Origin of the sequence: Saccharomonospora sp. NB11, from assembly GCF_015910535.1 — a bacterium.
GTDB lineage: Bacteria > Actinomycetota > Actinomycetes > Mycobacteriales > Pseudonocardiaceae > Saccharomonospora.
The window spans coordinates 12,907-30,407 of record NZ_JACBJG010000004.1 but is presented as its reverse complement, the minus strand read 5'-3'; the positions used below and the strand labels follow the sequence as shown (position 1 = coordinate 30,407).

General features: G+C 70.5%; 17 protein-coding genes. 12 read left to right on the top strand and 5 right to left on the bottom strand.

The genetic code is table 11. The features are described from left to right. The first annotated feature begins 25 nt into the window (after positions 1-25). The 5 genes from JAV51_RS06875 to mptB are packed head-to-tail and all read left to right on the top strand — an operon-like array spanning position 26 to position 7,011. Positions 26-1,801, top strand: a complete 1,776-nt coding sequence (locus JAV51_RS06875) for an ABC transporter substrate-binding protein (protein ID WP_197320107.1) — start codon at positions 26-28, stop codon at positions 1,799-1,801. Next, the gene (locus tag JAV51_RS06870) at positions 1,798-2,850 is read left to right on the top strand and encodes an ABC transporter permease (RefSeq protein ID WP_197319812.1); all 1,053 of its coding nucleotides are present in this window, start codon (positions 1,798-1,800) and stop codon (positions 2,848-2,850) included. The genes JAV51_RS06875 and JAV51_RS06870 overlap by 4 nt, the downstream gene beginning before the upstream one ends. After that, the gene (locus tag JAV51_RS06865) at positions 2,847-3,728 is read left to right on the top strand and encodes an ABC transporter permease (protein WP_197319811.1); all 882 of its coding nucleotides are present in this window, start codon (positions 2,847-2,849) and stop codon (positions 3,726-3,728) included. Before JAV51_RS06870 ends, JAV51_RS06865 begins: the two co-directional genes overlap by 4 nt. After that, complete coding sequence (locus JAV51_RS06860; protein WP_197319810.1) at positions 3,728-5,389, top strand: ABC transporter ATP-binding protein; 1,662 nt, start codon at positions 3,728-3,730, stop codon at positions 5,387-5,389. Before JAV51_RS06865 ends, JAV51_RS06860 begins: the two co-directional genes overlap by 1 nt. Before the next feature lie 14 nt (positions 5,390-5,403). Beyond that, on the top strand, positions 5,404-7,011 hold the full coding sequence (mptB, locus tag JAV51_RS06855) for a polyprenol phosphomannose-dependent alpha 1,6 mannosyltransferase MptB (RefSeq protein ID WP_197319809.1): 1,608 nt from the start codon (positions 5,404-5,406) through the stop codon (positions 7,009-7,011). On the opposite strand, the gene JAV51_RS06850 is transcribed toward mptB, so the two are convergent. Genes JAV51_RS06850 through JAV51_RS06840 form a run of 3 tightly spaced genes read right to left on the bottom strand, consistent with a single transcriptional unit; the run spans position 6,965 to position 10,304 of the window. Further along, positions 6,965-7,393, bottom strand: a complete 429-nt coding sequence (locus JAV51_RS06850; protein WP_197319808.1) for a TIGR03668 family PPOX class F420-dependent oxidoreductase — start codon at positions 7,391-7,393, stop codon at positions 6,965-6,967. The genes mptB and JAV51_RS06850 overlap by 47 nt on opposite strands. 10 nt (positions 7,394-7,403) lie before the next feature. Next, positions 7,404-8,342 carry an LD-carboxypeptidase gene (locus JAV51_RS06845; protein ID WP_307845760.1) on the bottom strand — a complete coding sequence of 313 codons (939 nt, stop codon included), beginning with the start codon at positions 8,340-8,342 and terminating at the stop codon, positions 7,404-7,406. A 24-nt stretch (positions 8,343-8,366) separates the two neighbouring features. Beyond that, complete coding sequence (locus JAV51_RS06840) at positions 8,367-10,304, bottom strand: prolyl oligopeptidase family serine peptidase (RefSeq protein WP_197319806.1); 1,938 nt, start codon at positions 10,302-10,304, stop codon at positions 8,367-8,369. An 83-nt stretch (positions 10,305-10,387) separates the two neighbouring features. Between JAV51_RS06840 and JAV51_RS06835 the strand changes: the two genes are divergently transcribed. From JAV51_RS06835 to JAV51_RS06815, 5 genes are all read left to right on the top strand, one after another. Continuing rightward, positions 10,388-10,966 (top strand): DUF3090 domain-containing protein, encoded by a 579-nt coding sequence (locus JAV51_RS06835; RefSeq protein WP_197319805.1) that lies wholly within the window; start codon positions 10,388-10,390, stop codon positions 10,964-10,966. A 19-nt stretch (positions 10,967-10,985) separates the two neighbouring features. After that, positions 10,986-11,777, top strand: a complete 792-nt coding sequence (locus tag JAV51_RS06830; protein WP_307845759.1) for an SCO1664 family protein — start codon at positions 10,986-10,988, stop codon at positions 11,775-11,777. Between the two features lie 89 nt (positions 11,778-11,866). Continuing rightward, the gene (locus JAV51_RS06825) at positions 11,867-12,667 is read left to right on the top strand and encodes a DUF3097 domain-containing protein (RefSeq protein ID WP_197319803.1); all 801 of its coding nucleotides are present in this window, start codon (positions 11,867-11,869) and stop codon (positions 12,665-12,667) included. A gap of 87 nt (positions 12,668-12,754) precedes the next feature. Next, the gene (locus JAV51_RS06820; RefSeq protein ID WP_197319802.1) at positions 12,755-13,186 is read left to right on the top strand and encodes an NfeD family protein; all 432 of its coding nucleotides are present in this window, start codon (positions 12,755-12,757) and stop codon (positions 13,184-13,186) included. A 50-nt stretch (positions 13,187-13,236) separates the two neighbouring features. Next, a complete protein-coding gene (locus tag JAV51_RS06815; RefSeq protein ID WP_307845758.1) occupies positions 13,237-14,619 on the top strand; it encodes an SPFH domain-containing protein in 1,383 nt (460 codons plus the stop codon). A 71-nt stretch (positions 14,620-14,690) separates the two neighbouring features. On the opposite strand, the gene JAV51_RS06810 is transcribed toward JAV51_RS06815, so the two are convergent. Next, a complete protein-coding gene (locus tag JAV51_RS06810; protein WP_197319801.1) occupies positions 14,691-15,458 on the bottom strand; it encodes an SGNH/GDSL hydrolase family protein in 768 nt (255 codons plus the stop codon). 141 nt (positions 15,459-15,599) lie between these two features. Here JAV51_RS06810 and JAV51_RS06805 point away from each other — a divergent pair, with 141 nt between their 5' ends. Then, positions 15,600-16,037, top strand: coding sequence for a YciI family protein (locus JAV51_RS06805; protein WP_197319800.1), 438 nt, complete (start codon positions 15,600-15,602; stop codon positions 16,035-16,037). 160 nt (positions 16,038-16,197) lie between these two features. Here the strand turns inward: JAV51_RS06805 and JAV51_RS06800 are convergent, their stop codons facing one another. Next, positions 16,198-16,980, bottom strand: a complete 783-nt coding sequence (locus tag JAV51_RS06800; RefSeq protein ID WP_197319799.1) for a glycerophosphodiester phosphodiesterase family protein — start codon at positions 16,978-16,980, stop codon at positions 16,198-16,200. 92 nt (positions 16,981-17,072) lie between these two features. Between JAV51_RS06800 and JAV51_RS06795 the strand changes: the two genes are divergently transcribed. Then, positions 17,073-17,456, top strand: coding sequence for a hypothetical protein (locus JAV51_RS06795; RefSeq protein ID WP_197320105.1), 384 nt, complete (start codon positions 17,073-17,075; stop codon positions 17,454-17,456). The last annotated feature ends 45 nt before the right edge of the window (positions 17,457-17,501 follow it).

Sequence of the window (17,501 nt, the reverse complement as noted above, 5' to 3'; positions counted from 1 at the left end):
TCGTGTTCGGCGTCGACTCGTGCCCATGGGCGCGGCGGCCGCGGCGTTGTCGATGGTGGGGCCGTTGGTGCCCGTGGCGTCGGCGCAGGACGCGCCCCAGGTGTTGCGGGTGGCGTTGGTGCAGGAGATCGACCACCTGAACCCGTTCACCGCGAGTTTCTCGTCGAGCGCGATGATCGGCCGGTTCTCGTGGGAGTTCCTCACTCTGCCGTCGGCCGAGGACGCCACGCCCACCGGTGGTGTGGCCGAGTCCTGGGAGGCGTCGGACGACAAGCTCACGTGGACGTTCCACATTCGCGAGGGCATGACCTGGTCGGACGGTGAACCCGTCACGGCGGAGGACGCCGCGTTCACCTTCAACAAGATCATGTCCGACCCGAAGGCGGCGGAAGCCAACGGCAGCTACGTCGAGAACTTCGACGAGGTCACCGCCGCCGACGAGCACACGCTGGTGATCGAGACGAAGGAGCCGCAGGCCAGCATGACGGCACTGGACGTGCCGATCGTGCCGGAACACGTGTGGTCCGACATCGAGGACATGCACGACCCGGTCACCGACAGCGTCGAGGTCGTGGGCGTGGGCAGCGGCCCGTTCCTCATCGCCGAGTACCGCCCCAACGAGCTCGTGCGCATGACCGCGAACGAGAACTACTGGCGTGGCGCCCCCGCCTATGACGAGCTGCACTTCATCAAGTTCGAGAACGCCGACGCGGCCGTCAACGCGCTGCGCAACGGCGAGGTCGACTTCATCAACCGGCTCACCCGGGCGCAGTTCGACAGCCTGCAGGGTGAGGACGGCATCGAGACGAACAAGTCGTCCGGCCGCCGCTACCGCGAACTGCTGATGAACCCCGGCGCGCAGAACGCCGACGGCGACGCCATCGGCGACGGCCACCCGGCGCTGCGGGACGTGACGGTGCGCCGCGCGATCGCCACGGCGATCGACCCGCAGGTCCTGGTCGACAAGGTGCTCGGCGGCTACGGCGAACTGCCCGGCGGGCTCGTCCCACCGATCTACGAGGACTTCCACTACCAGCCCACCGACGACGTCCGCTACGACTTCGACCCCGACGCCGCGAACGCGATGCTCGACGAGGCGGGCTACGAACGCGGCCCCGACGGCATCCGGGTCGACCCCGACGGCAACCGCCTCGAATTCCGGCTCACCGGCCGCGCCAGCGAGGACTACGCCCAGCGCGCGAGCGACTACATCGTGTCCTGGCTCAAGGAGATCGGCATCGCGGTGTCGAAGAACCTGGTGTCGGACAACGAGGTGGACGAGACCACGTCGTCCGGCCACTACGACCTCGCATTCTCGGGCTGGGGCACGAACCCGGACCCGGACTACATCCTCGCCAAGCAGACCTGCGCCGCCCTGCCCGCCGCCTCGGGAAGCAGCAGCAGCAACGCGTTCTTCTGCGACGAGACCTACGACAAGCTCTACGCGCAGCAGGCCGCCGAGCTCGACCCGAAGAAGCGGTCGGAACTCGTCCGCAAGGCGCAGGCCCGCTACTACGAGATGGCCCCGAGCTACGTCCTCGGCTACGACATGGTGCTGGAGGCCTACCGGTCGGACCGCTTCACCGGCTTCGTGCAGCAGCCGAAGGGTGAGGGCCAGATCATGGAGCAGACCGGCTACTGGGGCTTCTACGGCGCCCAGCCCGTGACCGGCGCGGGCGGAGACGACTCCGGCCTGTCGGCGGGCGTGTGGGTCGCGCTCGGAGCCGGGGCGCTGGTCCTGGTGGCCATCGGTGGCACCGTCGTCGCCCGCCGCCGCTCCTCCGCCGACGACAGGGAGTGACGTCGACCGTGACGGTGACGTCGACCGACGCCGCGCCGGACCCGAGTCCCCAGGGCTCGGAACGGCGCGGCGGTGTGAAGACCGTTCCCGCGACCGTGCGGTTCGTGGCCGCCAAAGTCGGGGGAGCGCTGGCGAGTTTCTGGCTGGTCGTCGTCCTCGGGTTCCTGCTGTTCCGGATGATTCCGGGCGACCCGGTGGCCACGATGACCCGCGACCGGCCCACCAGCCCCGAACAGCTCGCCGCGCTGCGGGAACGGCTGGGGCTGGACAAGTCGATCCCCGAACAATTCCTGGACTACGTGACCGGGCTGCTGAGGTTCGACCTCGGCACGTCCTACGTGTACAACCGGCCGGTCTCGGAGATGATCGGGGAGCGGTTCTGGCCGACCGTGCTGCTGGTCGGCACGGCCACCGCCCTGGCCGTGGCACTCGGACTGTGGCTCGGCGTGCGGGCGGCGTGGCGCCGCGGCCGCACGTTCGACCGCGTCAACACCGGCGTGGCGTTGACACTGTGGTCGGTGCCCCAGTTCTGGCTCGGCCTGCTCCTGCTGATCGCCACCCAGGGCCTGTTCCCCAGCCGCGGCATGCGCTCCCCGGTCGTCCCCGATGACCCGATCGCGCAGTTCCTCGACGTGGCACACCACCTGGTGCTGCCGTGCGTGACGCTGCTCGCGGTGATCTACGCCCAGTACATGCTCGTCATGCGCTCGTCGCTGCTGGAGGAGATGGGCGCCGACTACCTCACGACCGCGCGCGCGAAGGGTTTGCGCGACGACCTCGTGCGACGCCGGCACGCCGTGCCCAACGCACTGCTGCCGACCGTCACATTGGTGTTCCTCCAGTTCGGCATGGTCGTGTCGGGCACGGTCACGGTGGAAACGGTGTTCTCCTGGCCGGGCCTCGGTCTGCTGACCTACCAGGCGCTGCGGGGACCCGACCTGCCGCTGCTGCAGGGCGTGTTCGTGGTGCTGGCGGGGTCGGTGCTGCTGATGAACCTGGTGGCGGAGTTGCTGTACCGGGTGCTGGACCCGAGGGTGCGTGAGTCATGACCTCTCCTGTGTGGCAGCGACGGCGCGCGGCGGCGGCGTCGGTGTGGAGCGAGTTCCGACGGCAACGCGGCGGCCTGATCGGGCTGGGCGTGCTCGCCGCCGTCGTGCTGTTGGCGGTGACGGCGCCGCTGTTCACCGACGCCGCCGACCTCGACGTCACCACGGCCCCCGGGACACCGCTGCAACCGCCGAGCCTGGAGTTCCCGCTCGGCACCGACGTCGACGGCCGCTCGGTGCTGCTGCTGACGCTGTGGGGCGCGCGGGTCTCGCTGCTCGTGGGCTTCGCCGCGACGATCCTGTCGGTGGTCATCGGCACGACCGTCGGTCTGGCGGCAGGCCACTTCGGCGGCTGGGTGTCGAGCGTGCTGCTGCGGTTCACCGACTTCTTCCTCGTGCTGCCCGCGCTGGTGCTGGCGATCGCACTGTCCACGGTGCTGCCGCAGGGCATCGCCACCATCGTGCTCGCCGTCGGTGTCACCTCGTGGCCCGCGACGGCCCGGCTGGTGCGCGCGCAGACGTTGACGATCGAGAGCAGACCGTTCGTCGAACGCGCCCGCGCGCTCGGCGGCGGCCACGGCCACATCCTGGGCCGTCACGTGCTGCCCGCGGTGCTGCCGCTGGTGCTGGCGAACACGACACTGGTGGTCGGCAACTCCATCATCGCCGAATCCACGCTGTCGTTCCTCGGCCTCGGCGACCCGAGCGCGGTGTCGTGGGGCTCGATGTTGCAGACGGCGTTGTCGTCGGGGTCGGTCAGCGCGGGCGCCTGGTGGTACCTGCTGCCGCCCGGACTGGCGATCGTGGTGATCGTGTTGTGCTTCACGCTGGTGGGCCGGGCTCTGGAGACCGTGCTCAATCCGAGGTTGAGAGGACAGTGATGGCGCCGGAGACGCCTGAGACCCCCTTGCTCCGGTTGACAGGCCTCGGGGTCACCTACCGCACCGCGGGCGGCGAGGTGCCCGCGGTCCGCGACGTGAACCTCACCCTGCGGGCGGGGGAGACCCTCGGCATCGCGGGCGAGTCCGGGTCCGGCAAGTCCACCGTGGCGATGAGCGTGCTGCGGCTGCTGCCGAAGACGGCGACCGTGACCGGCGAGGTCCACCTCGACGGCGAGGACGTCAACACCATGCGGTGGGGGCGGCTGCGCGCGGTGCGGTGGTCGGCCGCGTCGATCGTGTTCCAGGGCGCGATGCACGCGCTGAACCCGGTGCGCACCGTCGGGGAACAGATCGCCGAACCGATCCGCCTGCACACCACCGCCAACGGGGCGACGAAGGACCGCGTGGCGGAACTGCTGCGCCAGGTGGACCTGCCGCCGGAACGCGCGAACGCCTACCCGCACGAGCTGTCCGGTGGCCAGAAACAGCGCGTCATGATCGCGATGGCGTTGGCGTGCGAGCCGAAGCTGATCGTGGCCGACGAGCCGACCACGGCGTTGGACGTGGTCGTGCAGGACCAGGTGCTGCGGCTGCTGAGCGATCTCGTCGCGCAGCGCGGCATCGGGCTCGTCATGATCAGCCACGACCTGGGCGTGCTGGCGCAGACCTGCGAGCGGGTCGCCGTCATGTACCGGGGTGAGGTGGTGGAGGAGGGCCCGTCGGGCGAGGTGTTCGACAACCCCCGCCACGACCACACCCGGGCCCTGGCCGCCGCGATCCACCGCATCGGAGACCCCGAGTCCCGCATGGTCACCGACCGTGACACCGCGGTGATCGGCCGCGGAGCCGGTGCCGGCGACAGCGACCCGGACGGTGAGATCCTGGCCGCCCGGGACCTCGTCGTCACGTTCCGTGATCGGGCCCGGCAGGTGGTGCGGGCCGTCGACGGGGTCGACCTCGGCGTCCGCCCCGGGGAGATCGTCGCCCTGGTCGGTCAGTCCGGCTCCGGCAAGACCACTCTCGCGCGCACCCTGCTCGGCCTGCAGAAACCCACCTCGGGGTCGGTGCTGTTCGACGGCGCCCTGCTGCCGACGTCCATGTCGGGGCTGCGTGCCTACCGGCGGCGGGTGCAGCTCGTGCTGCAGGACCCCACCAGCGCCCTGAACCCGCGGCACACCGTGTACGAGGCGGTCGCGGAAGGCCCCCGCATCCACGGCCGAGGCGACGAGGAACGCGACATCGTCGTCGCTGCGCTGGAGGCGGCCGAGCTCCGACCCGCCGAACGCTTCCTGTCCCGATTGCCCCACGAGCTGTCCGGTGGCCAGCGGCAACGTGTGGTGATCGCGGGGGCGGTGGCGTGCGACCCGAGCGTGCTGATCGCCGACGAGCCGGTGGCCTCGCTCGACGCGACGGTGCGCAACGAGATCCTCGCGCTGCTGCTGCGACTGCGCCGTGATCTCGGTCTCGCCGCCCTGGTGATCACTCACGACCTCGGGCTGGCGTGGGCCATCGCCGACCGGGTCGCGGTGATGCGTCAGGGCCGTATCGTCGAGCAGGGACCGGTGGAGACCGTGCTGCTCAACCCACGCCACGAGTACACCAGATCACTGCTCGCGGCGTTGCCGACACCTTCGACGAGCGCATTCCGTCGCGGTGTGTAACCTCAGAACGCAGTATGGCCACCACCACCGATTCCGCGCCGAGCGCCGAGACGCCCGCGGAGGAGACCGCAGGAGCACGGGACCCCCGTGCCGGGGAGACGTCACCGTTCCCGTACCGCACCATCACGATGGGTGTCATCGGCAGCGTGGTGCTGATGCTCGCGTCACTGGGCGCAGGAGGCATCCTCGTCCGTGACCCCGTCATCGGCACCGGACCCCTGTCGTGGATGCGGTACGGCCACGGGCACGCCCTGTCGACCGCAGTGTTGTACGTCGGATTCGGGCTCGTCGTGTGGGCCTGGGTCCGGTTGGGGCGCTACGCGCTCGCCGGCCGGATCGGCACCAGGCCGATCCTCGTCGCCGCGTTCGCGTGGATGGCGCCGCTGCTGATCGCGCCGCCGCTGTTCACCCGCGACGTGTTCTCCTACCTCGGGCAGGGCGCCCAGCTGCTGCACGGTCTGGACCCGTACGACTACGGTCCCGCCGCGCTCGACGTCCTGCCGGACGTCGTGCAGAACGTGCACTGGTTGTGGCAGACCACCCCGGCGCCGTATGGGCCGCTGTATCTGATGGTGGCCGAACACACCGTCGCCCTCACCGGCAACAACATCATCGCCGGGGTCATCCTCACGCGCGTGATCATGCTGGTCGGCCTGGCCGGTCTGCTGTGGTCGCTGCCGAAGCTCGTGCGCCACCTCGGTGGTCGACTGCCGGTGACCATGTGGTTGACCGTGGCCAGCCCGATGATGGTCATCCACCTCGTCGGCGGCCCGCACAACGACCTGCTCATGCTCGGCTTCCTCACCATCGGCGTGTGGGCCGCGCTGGAACGCAAGCACGCCCTGTCGATCGTGCTCGTCACCGTGGGCATGCTGATCAAGCCGACCGCGGCGGTGGCGTTGCCGTTCCTGGTGTGGGTGTGGGCCAACCACCTGCCGCACGAGGAAAGCCTGTTCCGCCGCTTCGTCAAGGCCGTCACCCCGTCCCTGGCGATCTTCGGCGCGGTGTTCACCCTCGGGACGTGGGTGTCGCTCGGCTCGTTCAACCTGGGCTGGGTCACCGGCCTGCAGGCGCCGCAGCTCATCGCGAACTGGTTGAACTTCCCGACCGGACTCGGCGAGATCGCGCACACCCTCGTCAACCTCGTCGTGGACGTGCCCTCGTCCCCGTTCGTCACCGTGGCGCGCGGCGCGGCGTGGCTCGCGCTCATCGCCGTCATGGTGTGGCAGTGGTGGAAGGCCCGCCACGGTGGCCGGGAGGCCATCATGCGCATGGGCATCACCCTGCTCGCGGTGGCGATCTTCGCGCCCCCGACGTTGCCGTGGTACCTGACCTGGGGCTTCGTGATCCTGTCGGCGTTCCCGTGGCGGCGGGTGCACCTCGCCGGCATGGTGGCCGTGTCGATGTTCCTCGTGCTGGTGTACTACCCGACCGGTGAGCAGAGCCTCTACGACTGGTGGTTCATCATCGGCGTGATCGCCGCGAGCCTCTACGGTGCGGCGTCGCTGCTGAAGGCCGACCCGCTCGGCCTCATCGGAGTGTGGAAGCGGGAACCCGACCCCGAGACCCCCCTCGCTACGACGGCGGGGGAGTCGTCGCCGACCAGCCGCTCCACCGCCTGATCCGCACGCGAACGACCGGTCCACCGGGCGCGGTGGACCGGTACTGCGGGTACTTCGCCACGAGCGCAGCCACCGCCGCGCCGTCCGTTTCCGGGGTCCCGACCGTCGCGTGCCCGTCCACGCGCACCCACCACAACGTCGACCAGTCCTCGGCGTAGTGGTCCACCAGCAGCGACACCGCCGGTTGCGCCGCGATGTTGCGTAACCGGCGCAACGCCGTGGTGGACTTCGGTTTCGCGTCCACCGCCCACACCACGTCGTCGCCGACCACCGCGAACGTCACGGGAACCAGGTGCGGAACGCCCTGGGCGTCCGCGGTCGCCAACCGCGCCACCCGTGCCGCCGTGAACAGCCGCCGCGCCGTCGCCGCCTCCATCCGCATGGGCGTGAGCCTAGGTCGACTCCACCACCTCGGCCGGGCACCCGAGGTCCGGGACGACAGTGAGGGTGCCCGTGTCGGCGTCCAGCTCCACCGGCACCCCCAGCGGCAACGCCAACGCACCGGGATGGTGTCCCACATTCATGCGCCACACCATCGGCACCCCCAGCGGCTCCAACCGATCCCACAGCACGTCGCGCACCACCGCACAGTCGGTGCCGCAGTCGGTCCACGACCCCAACGCCAGCCCCACGACCCCTTCGAACCACCCGGCCCGCAACAGTTGGGTGAGCATCCGGTCGATCCGATGAGGCTCCTCGTCGACGTCCTCCAGCACCACGACCGCGCCACGCGCGGGCCGGAACTCGGGACCACCGACACTCGCGGCGAGGACACTGAGGTTGCCCCCGACGAGCGGCCCTCGGGCCCGCCCGCCCCGCATCGTCTCCGCGCGCGGACTGGGCAGACGGCGAGGCGTCTGCGGCTCGAACAACGCCGACCGCAGATGCTCCGCCGCCACCGCGTCGAAGTAGGCCATCGCGGGCATCGGCGCCAACACGGTCGGCGTCCCGACGTGCGCGGCCACCGCCGCGTGCACCGCGGTGACGTCGCTCGACCCCACGAACGCCGTCTCGGGGGCACGCCGCACGGCCTCCCAGTCCACCAGGTCGAGCATGCGTTGACTGCCGTAACCGCCGCGCGCGGAGATCACCGCCGCGACCTCCGGGTCCAGCCAGGCCTGCTCGAAGTCGCGAGCGCGTTCGACGTCGGTCCCCGCGAGATACCCCAATCGAGGATGCTGGGCGCGGACACTGCCCCCGAGTCGCACCCGCAGTCCCCAGGACTCCAGCACCTCGACCCCGGCGTCCAGCGAGTCGGCGTCCACCGGACCCGAGCACGCCACCAGAGCCACTGTGTCACCGGGCCGTACCCTGCGTACGTGAGCGGGCACGGTCACCTCCCCCTGTCGTTTTCGTCACCTCTGTAGTTGCACCGGCGGCACCTCCGGGACGGCGAAGCCGAACACCTCTCCGTAGAACGCCAGTTCGGCGTTCAGTGCCGCGACGATCGTCTCCGCCTTCCGGAACCCGTGCTGCTCACCGTCGAACGTCACCAGCGCGTGCGGGACACCGCTGCCCCGGAGCGCCGTGACGAACCGTTCCGCCTGCTCGGGCGGGCAGATCTCGTCCTCCAACCCTTGCAACAGCAGCACCGGACCGGCCAACGAGTCCAGATTGTGCACGGGGGAGCGGTGCGTGTACCGGCCGTCGACGTCCGGCAACGGCCCGACGAGCCCCTCGGCGTAACGCGACTCGAAGTCGTGGGTCTCCCCACCACCGCTGCTCCACGGCAGCAGGTCCAGGATCGGGTACTTCGCCGTGGCCGCCCGGTAGGTGCGCACCGTGGTGATGGAGGCCGCGGCGGTGAAACCACCCGCGCTGCCTCCCCGGATCGCCAACCGCTCGGGATCGGCCACACCGTCGTCGACGAGTGCCTGCGCCACGGTCGCGCAGTCGGCCACGTCGACCACCCCCCACTGACCCCGTAACCGCTCGCGGTAGCGGCGACCGTAGCCGGTGGAACCGCCGTAGTCCACCGCCACCACACCGATCCCGCGGCTGGTGAAGTACGCGAAGTCGAGGTCGAGCACCGCGTGGTTACGGCCGGTGGGACCACCGTGCGCGTGCACCACGAACGGCGGTTTCTCCCCGTCGAGCCCCACGAAGTCGGGATTGGTCGGCGGGTACACGTAGGCCGGGATCAGACTGCCGTCCTCGGCCGGGAACGTCCGCACCTCCGGCACGGGCAGGTACTCCGCGGGCGGCGCGGGCGGCGGATCGGTCAGGTCGGAGATCGCACCGTCCCGCAGGTCGACCCGCACCACCGACACCCCACGCCGAGGCCCGGCCGCCACGCCCACCACGGCGTCGCCGTGCCGCGCCAGCGTCGGCGTCCACGACGTCAGCTCCTCCGCCACCGGCGTGAGCGACCCGGTCGCCTCGTCGAACACCGCCAGCCCGTGCGAGAACAACACGGCGTGCCGCCCTCCGCCGAGGGCGGTCAGCCAGCGCGACCCCAGCTTCCACAGGGGGCCACCCATTTCCTCCTCCACCGTCGTCAACGGCGTCGTCGACACGCGCTCCCCGTCGAGGACCACGCGATGGGGCACCCACCAGCCGTCCGGGTCGGCGAGCGCGAGCAACGCGTCCGGACCGTCCCACTCGACCTGACACACCGACGTCCCGTCACCACCGGCCACCACCCGATGCGGGCCGAACGTGCCGTCGGCCGCGACATCGGCCACGCACAACGACGTCTCATCCCACGGCATCGCGGGATGCTCCCACCCCAACCACGCGGCACGACGACCGTCGGGGGACAACTGCGGCGCGGTGAGGAAGTGGTGAGAGGCGGCCAACACGCGCGGCTGCCCACCCGACAGCGACACCGCCACCAAATCCCGCTGCACGTCGGTGCGACCGGCACCGGTCACCCGCTCCCGCACCGCCCACAACTCGCCTGCAAGCCCCGGCCGCAGATCGGCGAACCGCACCCCTTGCGGGCGTTCCGGTTCCGGGGTGAGCGGTGTGATCGTGCCGTCGCGCAGGTCGCGCGCGTAGACGCGCTGGTCGTCCCAGTGCGTGAACACCACCTGGTCACCGACCGCCAACCACGGGCGCCCGCCGTACTCGTGAACGCGATTGCGTGCGTTCCACGGCGCGGGCAGCACCTCCTCGACGGCCCCGCCGACCCACCGCATCAACGCCACCCGCCCGTTCTCCGCAGGCCGCGCCTCGGCCCACCACACCGCGTCGTCCACGACGTCCACCCATTGCGGGGTGACACCGGCCGCGGCGACGTCGTGAGCGGTGATCGGGGATGTCCAGCTGCCGTAGGGTGCGAGTGAAGGCATTGCGCCAGCCTAGAAGATCTTGCGTGAGACTCCAGCCCCCGAACGCGCTCGATCGTGGGAGTTGGCATAGGGTCGGAGGTGCCATGGCTCGTGTCATCCACGTCTTCCGTCAACCCGACCGCTTCGTCGCGGGCACCGTCGGGCAACCCGGCGATCGCACCTTCTACCTGCAAGCGCGTGAGGACACGCGCACGATCAGCGTCACGATCGAGAAGCAGCAGGTCGAGGTCCTCGCCGAACGACTCGCGTCGCTGCTCGACGAGATCGCCACCCGGTTCGGCGCCGACGTCCCGGACGACGTCCCCGACGACCTGATCGACAACGACCCACTCGACGTCCCCGTCGAGGAGGAGTTCCGTGTCGGCACCATGGGGCTCGGCTGGGACGCCGAGAGCAAGGCGGTGGTGATCGAACTCCTCGCGATCACCGAGACCGAGATCGACGAGGCGGTCGTGCTCGACGACACCGAGGAAGGCCCCGACGCGGTGCGCGTGTTCCTCACGCCCGCCGCCGCGCGCGCCTTCGCCACCCGCGCCGACCGGGTCGTCAAGGCAGGCCGCAAACCGTGCCCGCTCTGCGGGGAACCACTCGACCCCACCGGACACATCTGCCCGAGGCAGAACGGCTACCGGCGCAACACCGAACTCTCCGACGAGGACTGACCACACGGTGGCGCACCACGTGGAAGCGACCGATCCCGCGGCCACCGAACTGCTCACCCGCGGCACCCTCGACGTCGAAGGCCGGCTCGTCGACGCCTCGAACCTCACCCTCTTCTGCGCCGTGACCCTCGACGGGGTCACCGCCAACGCCGTCTACAAGCCGGTGTCGGGGGAGCGGCCCCTGTGGGACTTCCCCGACGGCACCCTCGCGGGCCGGGAGGTCGCCACCTACCTGATCTCCGCGGCCTGCGGCCTGGGCGACGTGCCCCCGACGGTCCTGCGTGACGGCCCCTTCGGTGAGGGCATGGTGCAGCTCTGGATCGAGACCGCCGACACCGACCTCGTCGACGTCTGCCCCGCTGACGAGGTCCCCGACGACTGGCGGGTCGTCCTCCACGCCCACGACGCCGACGGCCGCCCCGCCGTCCTCGCCCACGCCGACCACCCGGGCGTGCGGGAACTCGCCGCCCTCGACGTCGTCGTCAACAACACCGACCGCAAGGGCGGACACGTCCTGCACGGCGCCGACGGCCGCGTCTACGGCATCGACCACGGCATCTGCCTGCACACCGACCCGAAACTGCGCACCGTGCTGTGGGGCTGGATCGGCCAACCCCTGCCCGACGACGTGATCGGCAAACTCGACAAACTCCGCTTCGACCTCGACCACGACCTCGGCTCCACCCTCGCCGAGCACCTCACCACCGACGAAATCCGCGCGCTCCGCGACCGCTGCGACGCGCTGCTCGCCGACGGCACGTTCCCCGCACCCGGCGAGGACTGGCGCGCGCTGCCCTGGCCACTGTTCTGACCACACCCGGCCACGGCACGCCCGGGGGACCGGCGCCGCACCGGCGTGGCATCGCGGGGGAGAAGCGACCTGCGGCTACGGTCACGGCCGTGCGTTCCCATTCCTATGACGACGTGTTGGCCACACCCCGCCGCACGCGGCAGATCCCGCAGGTACCCGCCGAGAACGGGCTGGTCGTGGAGGACGCCGCGGGCGGGTTCTGCGGCGCGGTCGTGCGCTGCGAACCCGACGGGGTCGTGCTGGAGGACCGCCACGGCCGACACCGGGTGTTCCCGTTCGCGCCCGCCGGATTCCTGCTCGACGGCCGCCCCGTCACCCTCGTCCCACCCCGACCGCAACACCCCCGCACGCCGTCGCGGTCGGCGTCGGGTTCCGTGCGCGTCGACGGGCTCCGCGCCCGCGTCGCCCGCGGCTCCCGCATCTGGGTCGAGGGCCTGCACGACGCCGAACTCGTCGAACGCGTCTGGGGCCACGACCTGCGCGTCGAGGGCGTCGTCGTGGAACCCCTCGACGGCGTGGACACCCTCGCCGACCGCATCGCCGACTTCGACCCCGGCCCCGGCCGACGCCTCGGCGTGCTCGTCGACCACCTCGTGGACGGCAGCAAGGAAGCCCGCCTCGTCTCGACGATCCACCACGAACACGTGCTCGTCACCGGCCACCCCTACGTCGACGTGTGGCAGGCGGTCAAACCCGCCAGCGTCGGCATCCCCGCCTGGCCGGTCGTCCCCAAGGGCACCGACTGGAAGAGCGGGGTGTGCGCGGCCCTCGGCTGGGGCGAACCGAGCGACGGCTGGCGCCGCGTCCTCGCCGGCGTCCACAGCTTCCGAGACCTCGAAACCCCACTGCTCGGCGCCGTCGAACGCCTCATCGACTTCGTCACCGAATGACGACCTCGCAAGCAACGGAACATAACGGCTGGAAAACGGCACGGCCACCGGTCGGTGCCCTGATCGGGGATCTGGGAGCATGACCCCATGACAGCGGCCATCATCTGGCTCATCGTCGGGCTCGTCCTCGTCGTCGCCGAAGTACTCTCCGGGGACTTCGTCCTCGTGATGCTCGGCCTCGGGGCGCTCGCCGGAGCCGCCTCGGCGGCGTTGACCGGCAACCCGATCATCGACGTGCTCGTGTTCGCTGTGTCGTCCGCCGGGCTCATCGTCTTGGCCCGACCCGCGCTGAAGCGCAAGCTGTTGAGCGGGACGAACGTGCCCATGCACACCGACGCCCTGCTCGGCACCACCGCCGTGACCGTCTCCACGGTGGACGGCTCCGGCGGACAAGTCAAACTCGCCGGTGAGGTGTGGTCGGCACGCAGCCTGACCGACACGGACGTCATCCCGCCCGGCACGACGGTCACCGTCGTCGAGATCGCCGGCGCGACCGCCGTCGTCTCGACCTCACCCTGACACCGCCCCGCGCGGTGTCCACGAAGAACGGCAGCAGTTAGGAGAGGGTCGTGGAAGACGCGACAACATGGATCGTGGTCGCCATCATCGCCCTGTTCGTGATCATCACGATCGCGAAGTCGTTGATGGTGGTCCCACAAGCACAGTCGGCGGTCATCGAAAGACTCGGCCGGTTCCGCACAGTGGCCGGACCGGGACTGAACTTCCTGGTGCCCTTCCTGGACAAGGTGCGCGCCCGCGTCGACCTCCGCGAACAGGTCGTCTCGTTCCCGCCGCAACCGGTGATCACCCAGGACAACCTGACCGTCTCGATCGACACGGTCGTCTACTTCCAGGTCACCGACTCCCGCGCGGCCGTGTACGAGATCTCGAACTACATCGTCGGTGTCGAGCAGCTCACCACCACCACGCTGCGCAACCTCGTCGGTGGCATGTCCCTGGAGGACGCGCTCACCTCGCGCGACCAGATCAACAACCAGCTCCGCGGCGTGCTCGACGAAGCCACCGGCCGATGGGGCATCCGCGTCGCGCGCGTGGAACTCAAGGCCATCGACCCGCCGCCCTCCATCCAGGACTCGATGGAGAAGCAGATGCGCGCCGACCGCGAGAAGCGCGCCATGATCCTCACCGCCGAAGGTGAGCGGGAAGCCGCCATCAAGACCGCCGAAGGACAGAAGCAGAGCCAGATCCTCTCGGCCGAAGGTTCCAAGCAGGCCGCCATCCTGTCGGCCGAGGCCGAACGGCAGTCCCGCATCCTCCGCGCCCAGGGTGAACGCGCCGCCCGCTACCTGCAGGCACAGGGCCAGGCCAAGGCCATCGAGAAGGTCTTCGCCGCCATCAAGGCCAGCAAGCCCACCCCGGAAGCGCTCGCCTACCAGTACCTGCAGACCCTCCCGCAGATGGCGCAGGGCGACGCGAACAAGGTGTGGCTCGTGCCCAGCGACTTCGGCAAGGCACTCGAAGGGTTCGCCCGCCAGTTCGGCGCGAAGGGCGACGACGGTGTCTTCCGCTACGAGCCGCCCGCCGAGGACACCCCGTCCCCGACGATGGACGACGACGAGGTGTCGGCCTGGTTCGACACCTCCACCGACCCCAAGGTGGCCGAAGCGGTCCGCGAAGCCGAGAAGGTCGCCCGCCAGGAGGTGCCCAGCCCCCTGAACACCCCCGGCGGCACACCACCGTCCCCGGCGGCGTCCGCCCTCAAGGGCACCCGCCAGCAGGACGAGCCGTCGAACGCCGAGCAGGACGAGTCGACCCAGTCCGTCCCGCCGCCCGCGCCGCCGCAGGCCACGCCCCCGGCAGCACCGCCGCAGCTCCCGCAGCCGCAACAGCCCCCGCAGCAGCCTCCCTTCGGCAACCCCCAGCAGGGGCACTACCCGCCCCCGCACGGCGGGCAGATGCCGCCGCAGGGCCCGCCCTTCGGACGGCAATGACACTCCGACCATGAGGAAGGGGGCGGCACCGAATCGGGTGCCGCCCCCTTCCTCATCCGCCTTCGAGGCGCTCAGACCTCGGACGTCACCGGCGCCAACGTCGGCCGCTTCGGCCGAAGCCCGTCCCCGGACGACGCGCCCCGCAACCGCCGACCGAGCCACGGCAGCGCGTGCTCCCGCGCCCACCGCAGGTTCTCCGCACGCTGCTGCGCCCGACTCAACACGACCGCCTCACCCAACGGCGTCGGCGACACCCCGTGCTCGACCCCCAGCACGTCCAGCACCTCCGCCGCCACCAACACGTGGCCGTGCGTGTTCAGATGGATCCGGTCATCCGACCACACCCGCCGATCCCGCAGCGACCGCATCGCCCACAGATCCACCACTCGTGCCCCGTGCCGAGCCGCGATCAACCGCACGTGCTCGTTGTACACCGCGGTCCGACCCCGCATCCTCCGGAACACCGGGTCCTCCACGCCGTCCACCCCGGTGAACAGCACCACCGTCGCACCCGTCGCCGCCAACTGCGCCACCGCCGCGTCGTAGTCGTCGCACAACACGTCGATGTCGACTTTCGGCCGCATCAGATCGTTGCCACCCGCGTACAGCGTCACCAGATCCGGCTTCATCTCCAACGCCGGACCAAGCTGCTCGGCCAGCACCTGGGGCAACAACCGCCCCCGGATCGCCAGATTCGCGTAGGTCACGTCCGCCCGCACCGCAGCCAACTGCTCGGCCACCCGGTCGGCCCACCCACGCACGCCGTTGGGGGAGGAGGGGTCGTCGTCACCGACCCCCTCGGTGAACGAATCACCCAGAGCAACGAAGCGCGAGAACATGGTCGAAAGCCTAACGACGCCACCACTGTGGGCCCGCGCACGCACACCCGCGAAAAAACTCGACCGCGACCACGAGCACGACGCCCGCCCACGGGCACCCTCCAGATGAACACACCCGTCACATTCGGAAGGAACCCCACCATGCGGTACCTGATGTTCGTCCTGGCCGACGCCCGCTCCGAAGCCGGCAGCATGCCCACCCAGCAGGAACTGGCCGACATGACCGCCTTCAACCAACAACTCGTCGACGCGGGCGTCATGCTCGAAGGCGAAGGCCTCGCACCCACCTCCGAAGGCGCGCGCGTCACCTTCGACGCGAACAACGTCCCCACCGTCACCGACGGCCCCTTCACCGACGCCACCGACATCGTCGCCGGATACTGGGTCATCGACGTCCCCTCCCGCACCGAGGCGATCGAATGGGCCCGCCGCGCCCCACTCGGCCCCGGCGGCCGCATCGAGATCCGCCGCGTCTTCACCGACGAGGACTTCGGCGACGCCCTGACCCCCGAGATCAGGCAGGCCGAGGCCCGCATGCGCGACGCCGAAGCCCGACGCCGCGAGGAGCTCGCCCACTGACCGACCTCACGACCCCGGCGAGGTCACCGCACGACGTGAGCGCAACTCGCCGGCGCATAGTCCTGACGGTGGCGGGGAGAGAAGCGCAGGTCCGAGCCCCGACGACCGTCCTGTGTGGAACGACGTGCGTCGTCGGCGGGCGTAGGGGAGGGGAGCGGCGTCACCGCGACGGCCAACTCCCGCGCTCGAGCAACACCTCCCGCAGCAGGTCCGGCCGGTCGGTGACGATCCCGTGCACGCCCAGATCGAGCAGCGATCGCATCTGCTCCTGATCATCGATCGTCCACGAGTGCACCTCGATACCCAGCCGCCGCGCCGAGGTCACGAACGCCTCGTCGACGACCGTCACCCGGCCGCGCCGCACCGGAACCTGCGCCAACGTGCCGCGGCTCAACGAACCCAACCGCAGGAACGGCAACCACCCGTCCACCCGCAGCAACGCCGCCGACCGGGGACCCAACGCCGTGAGCAGGCGGGGACCGGCCAGCTTCCGCAACCGCGTCAACCGCGCCTCGGAGAACGACGCCGCCGCGACCCGCTCGAACGCCTGCTGCCGCTCCAGCACCCGCACGAACGGCTCCACCGCCGCGTCCGACTTGACGTCGACGTTGAAGAACGCCTCCGGCAGTTCCTCCAGCACGTCCTCCAGTCGAGAGACCGGCTCCCGTCCGCCGATCTTCGCGCACTGTACGACCGACCACGGCTGTTCCAGGATCACGCCCGCCGTGTCGGTCGTGCGGTCCAAGGTCGGGTCGTGGTGGACGACCACGACACCGTCGGCAGTCGCGTGCACGTCGGTCTCGACGTAGCGGTAGCCCTCGGCGACGGCACGACGGAACGCGGGCAGGGAGTTCTCCATGCCCGCCAGATCACCCACGTGCCAACCGCGGTGAGCGAACGCGCGGGGCGGCGGGTCGGCGAGGTACGGGTGGGCGAGCGTCATGGTGATCAGTCTGCCGTCACGGCGTGGCCGCGGCATGAGGACGTGACGAACGGCTAATGTCGCCTCGCATGACCGACATGCCCGTGGACGCGATGGACGCGAACACCGACCGAGAAACGTCACGTGACGAAACAGCGGTGGTGGTGCGCCGTAGGAGAGCACCCGAACATTGCGGTTGGTGTGGTCGTCGACTCGACCACTCGGGCACCGTCGGCCGTCGACGCCGGTACTGCGGGCACTCATGCCGCCAACGCGCCTACGAACGCCGAGCGGCAGTGCAGCGCAGCGGCCTGCCCGAGGACGCCGTGGTGTTGTCCACAAGTGAGATCGCCATGTTGCAGGACCGGTTGTTCCAGGTGCGCTGCGCGGCCGAGGACGTCGCCACGGCCGCCCGCGAAGGCGCCGACGCCGCCGAGCTGCGCGACCTGGCGGACGAGCTCGCACGCGCCGCACACGAGCTCGAACGACTCAGGTGACTCGGGGCGCGAATCGACGACCGACTCCGCTCCCGACCAGCACGG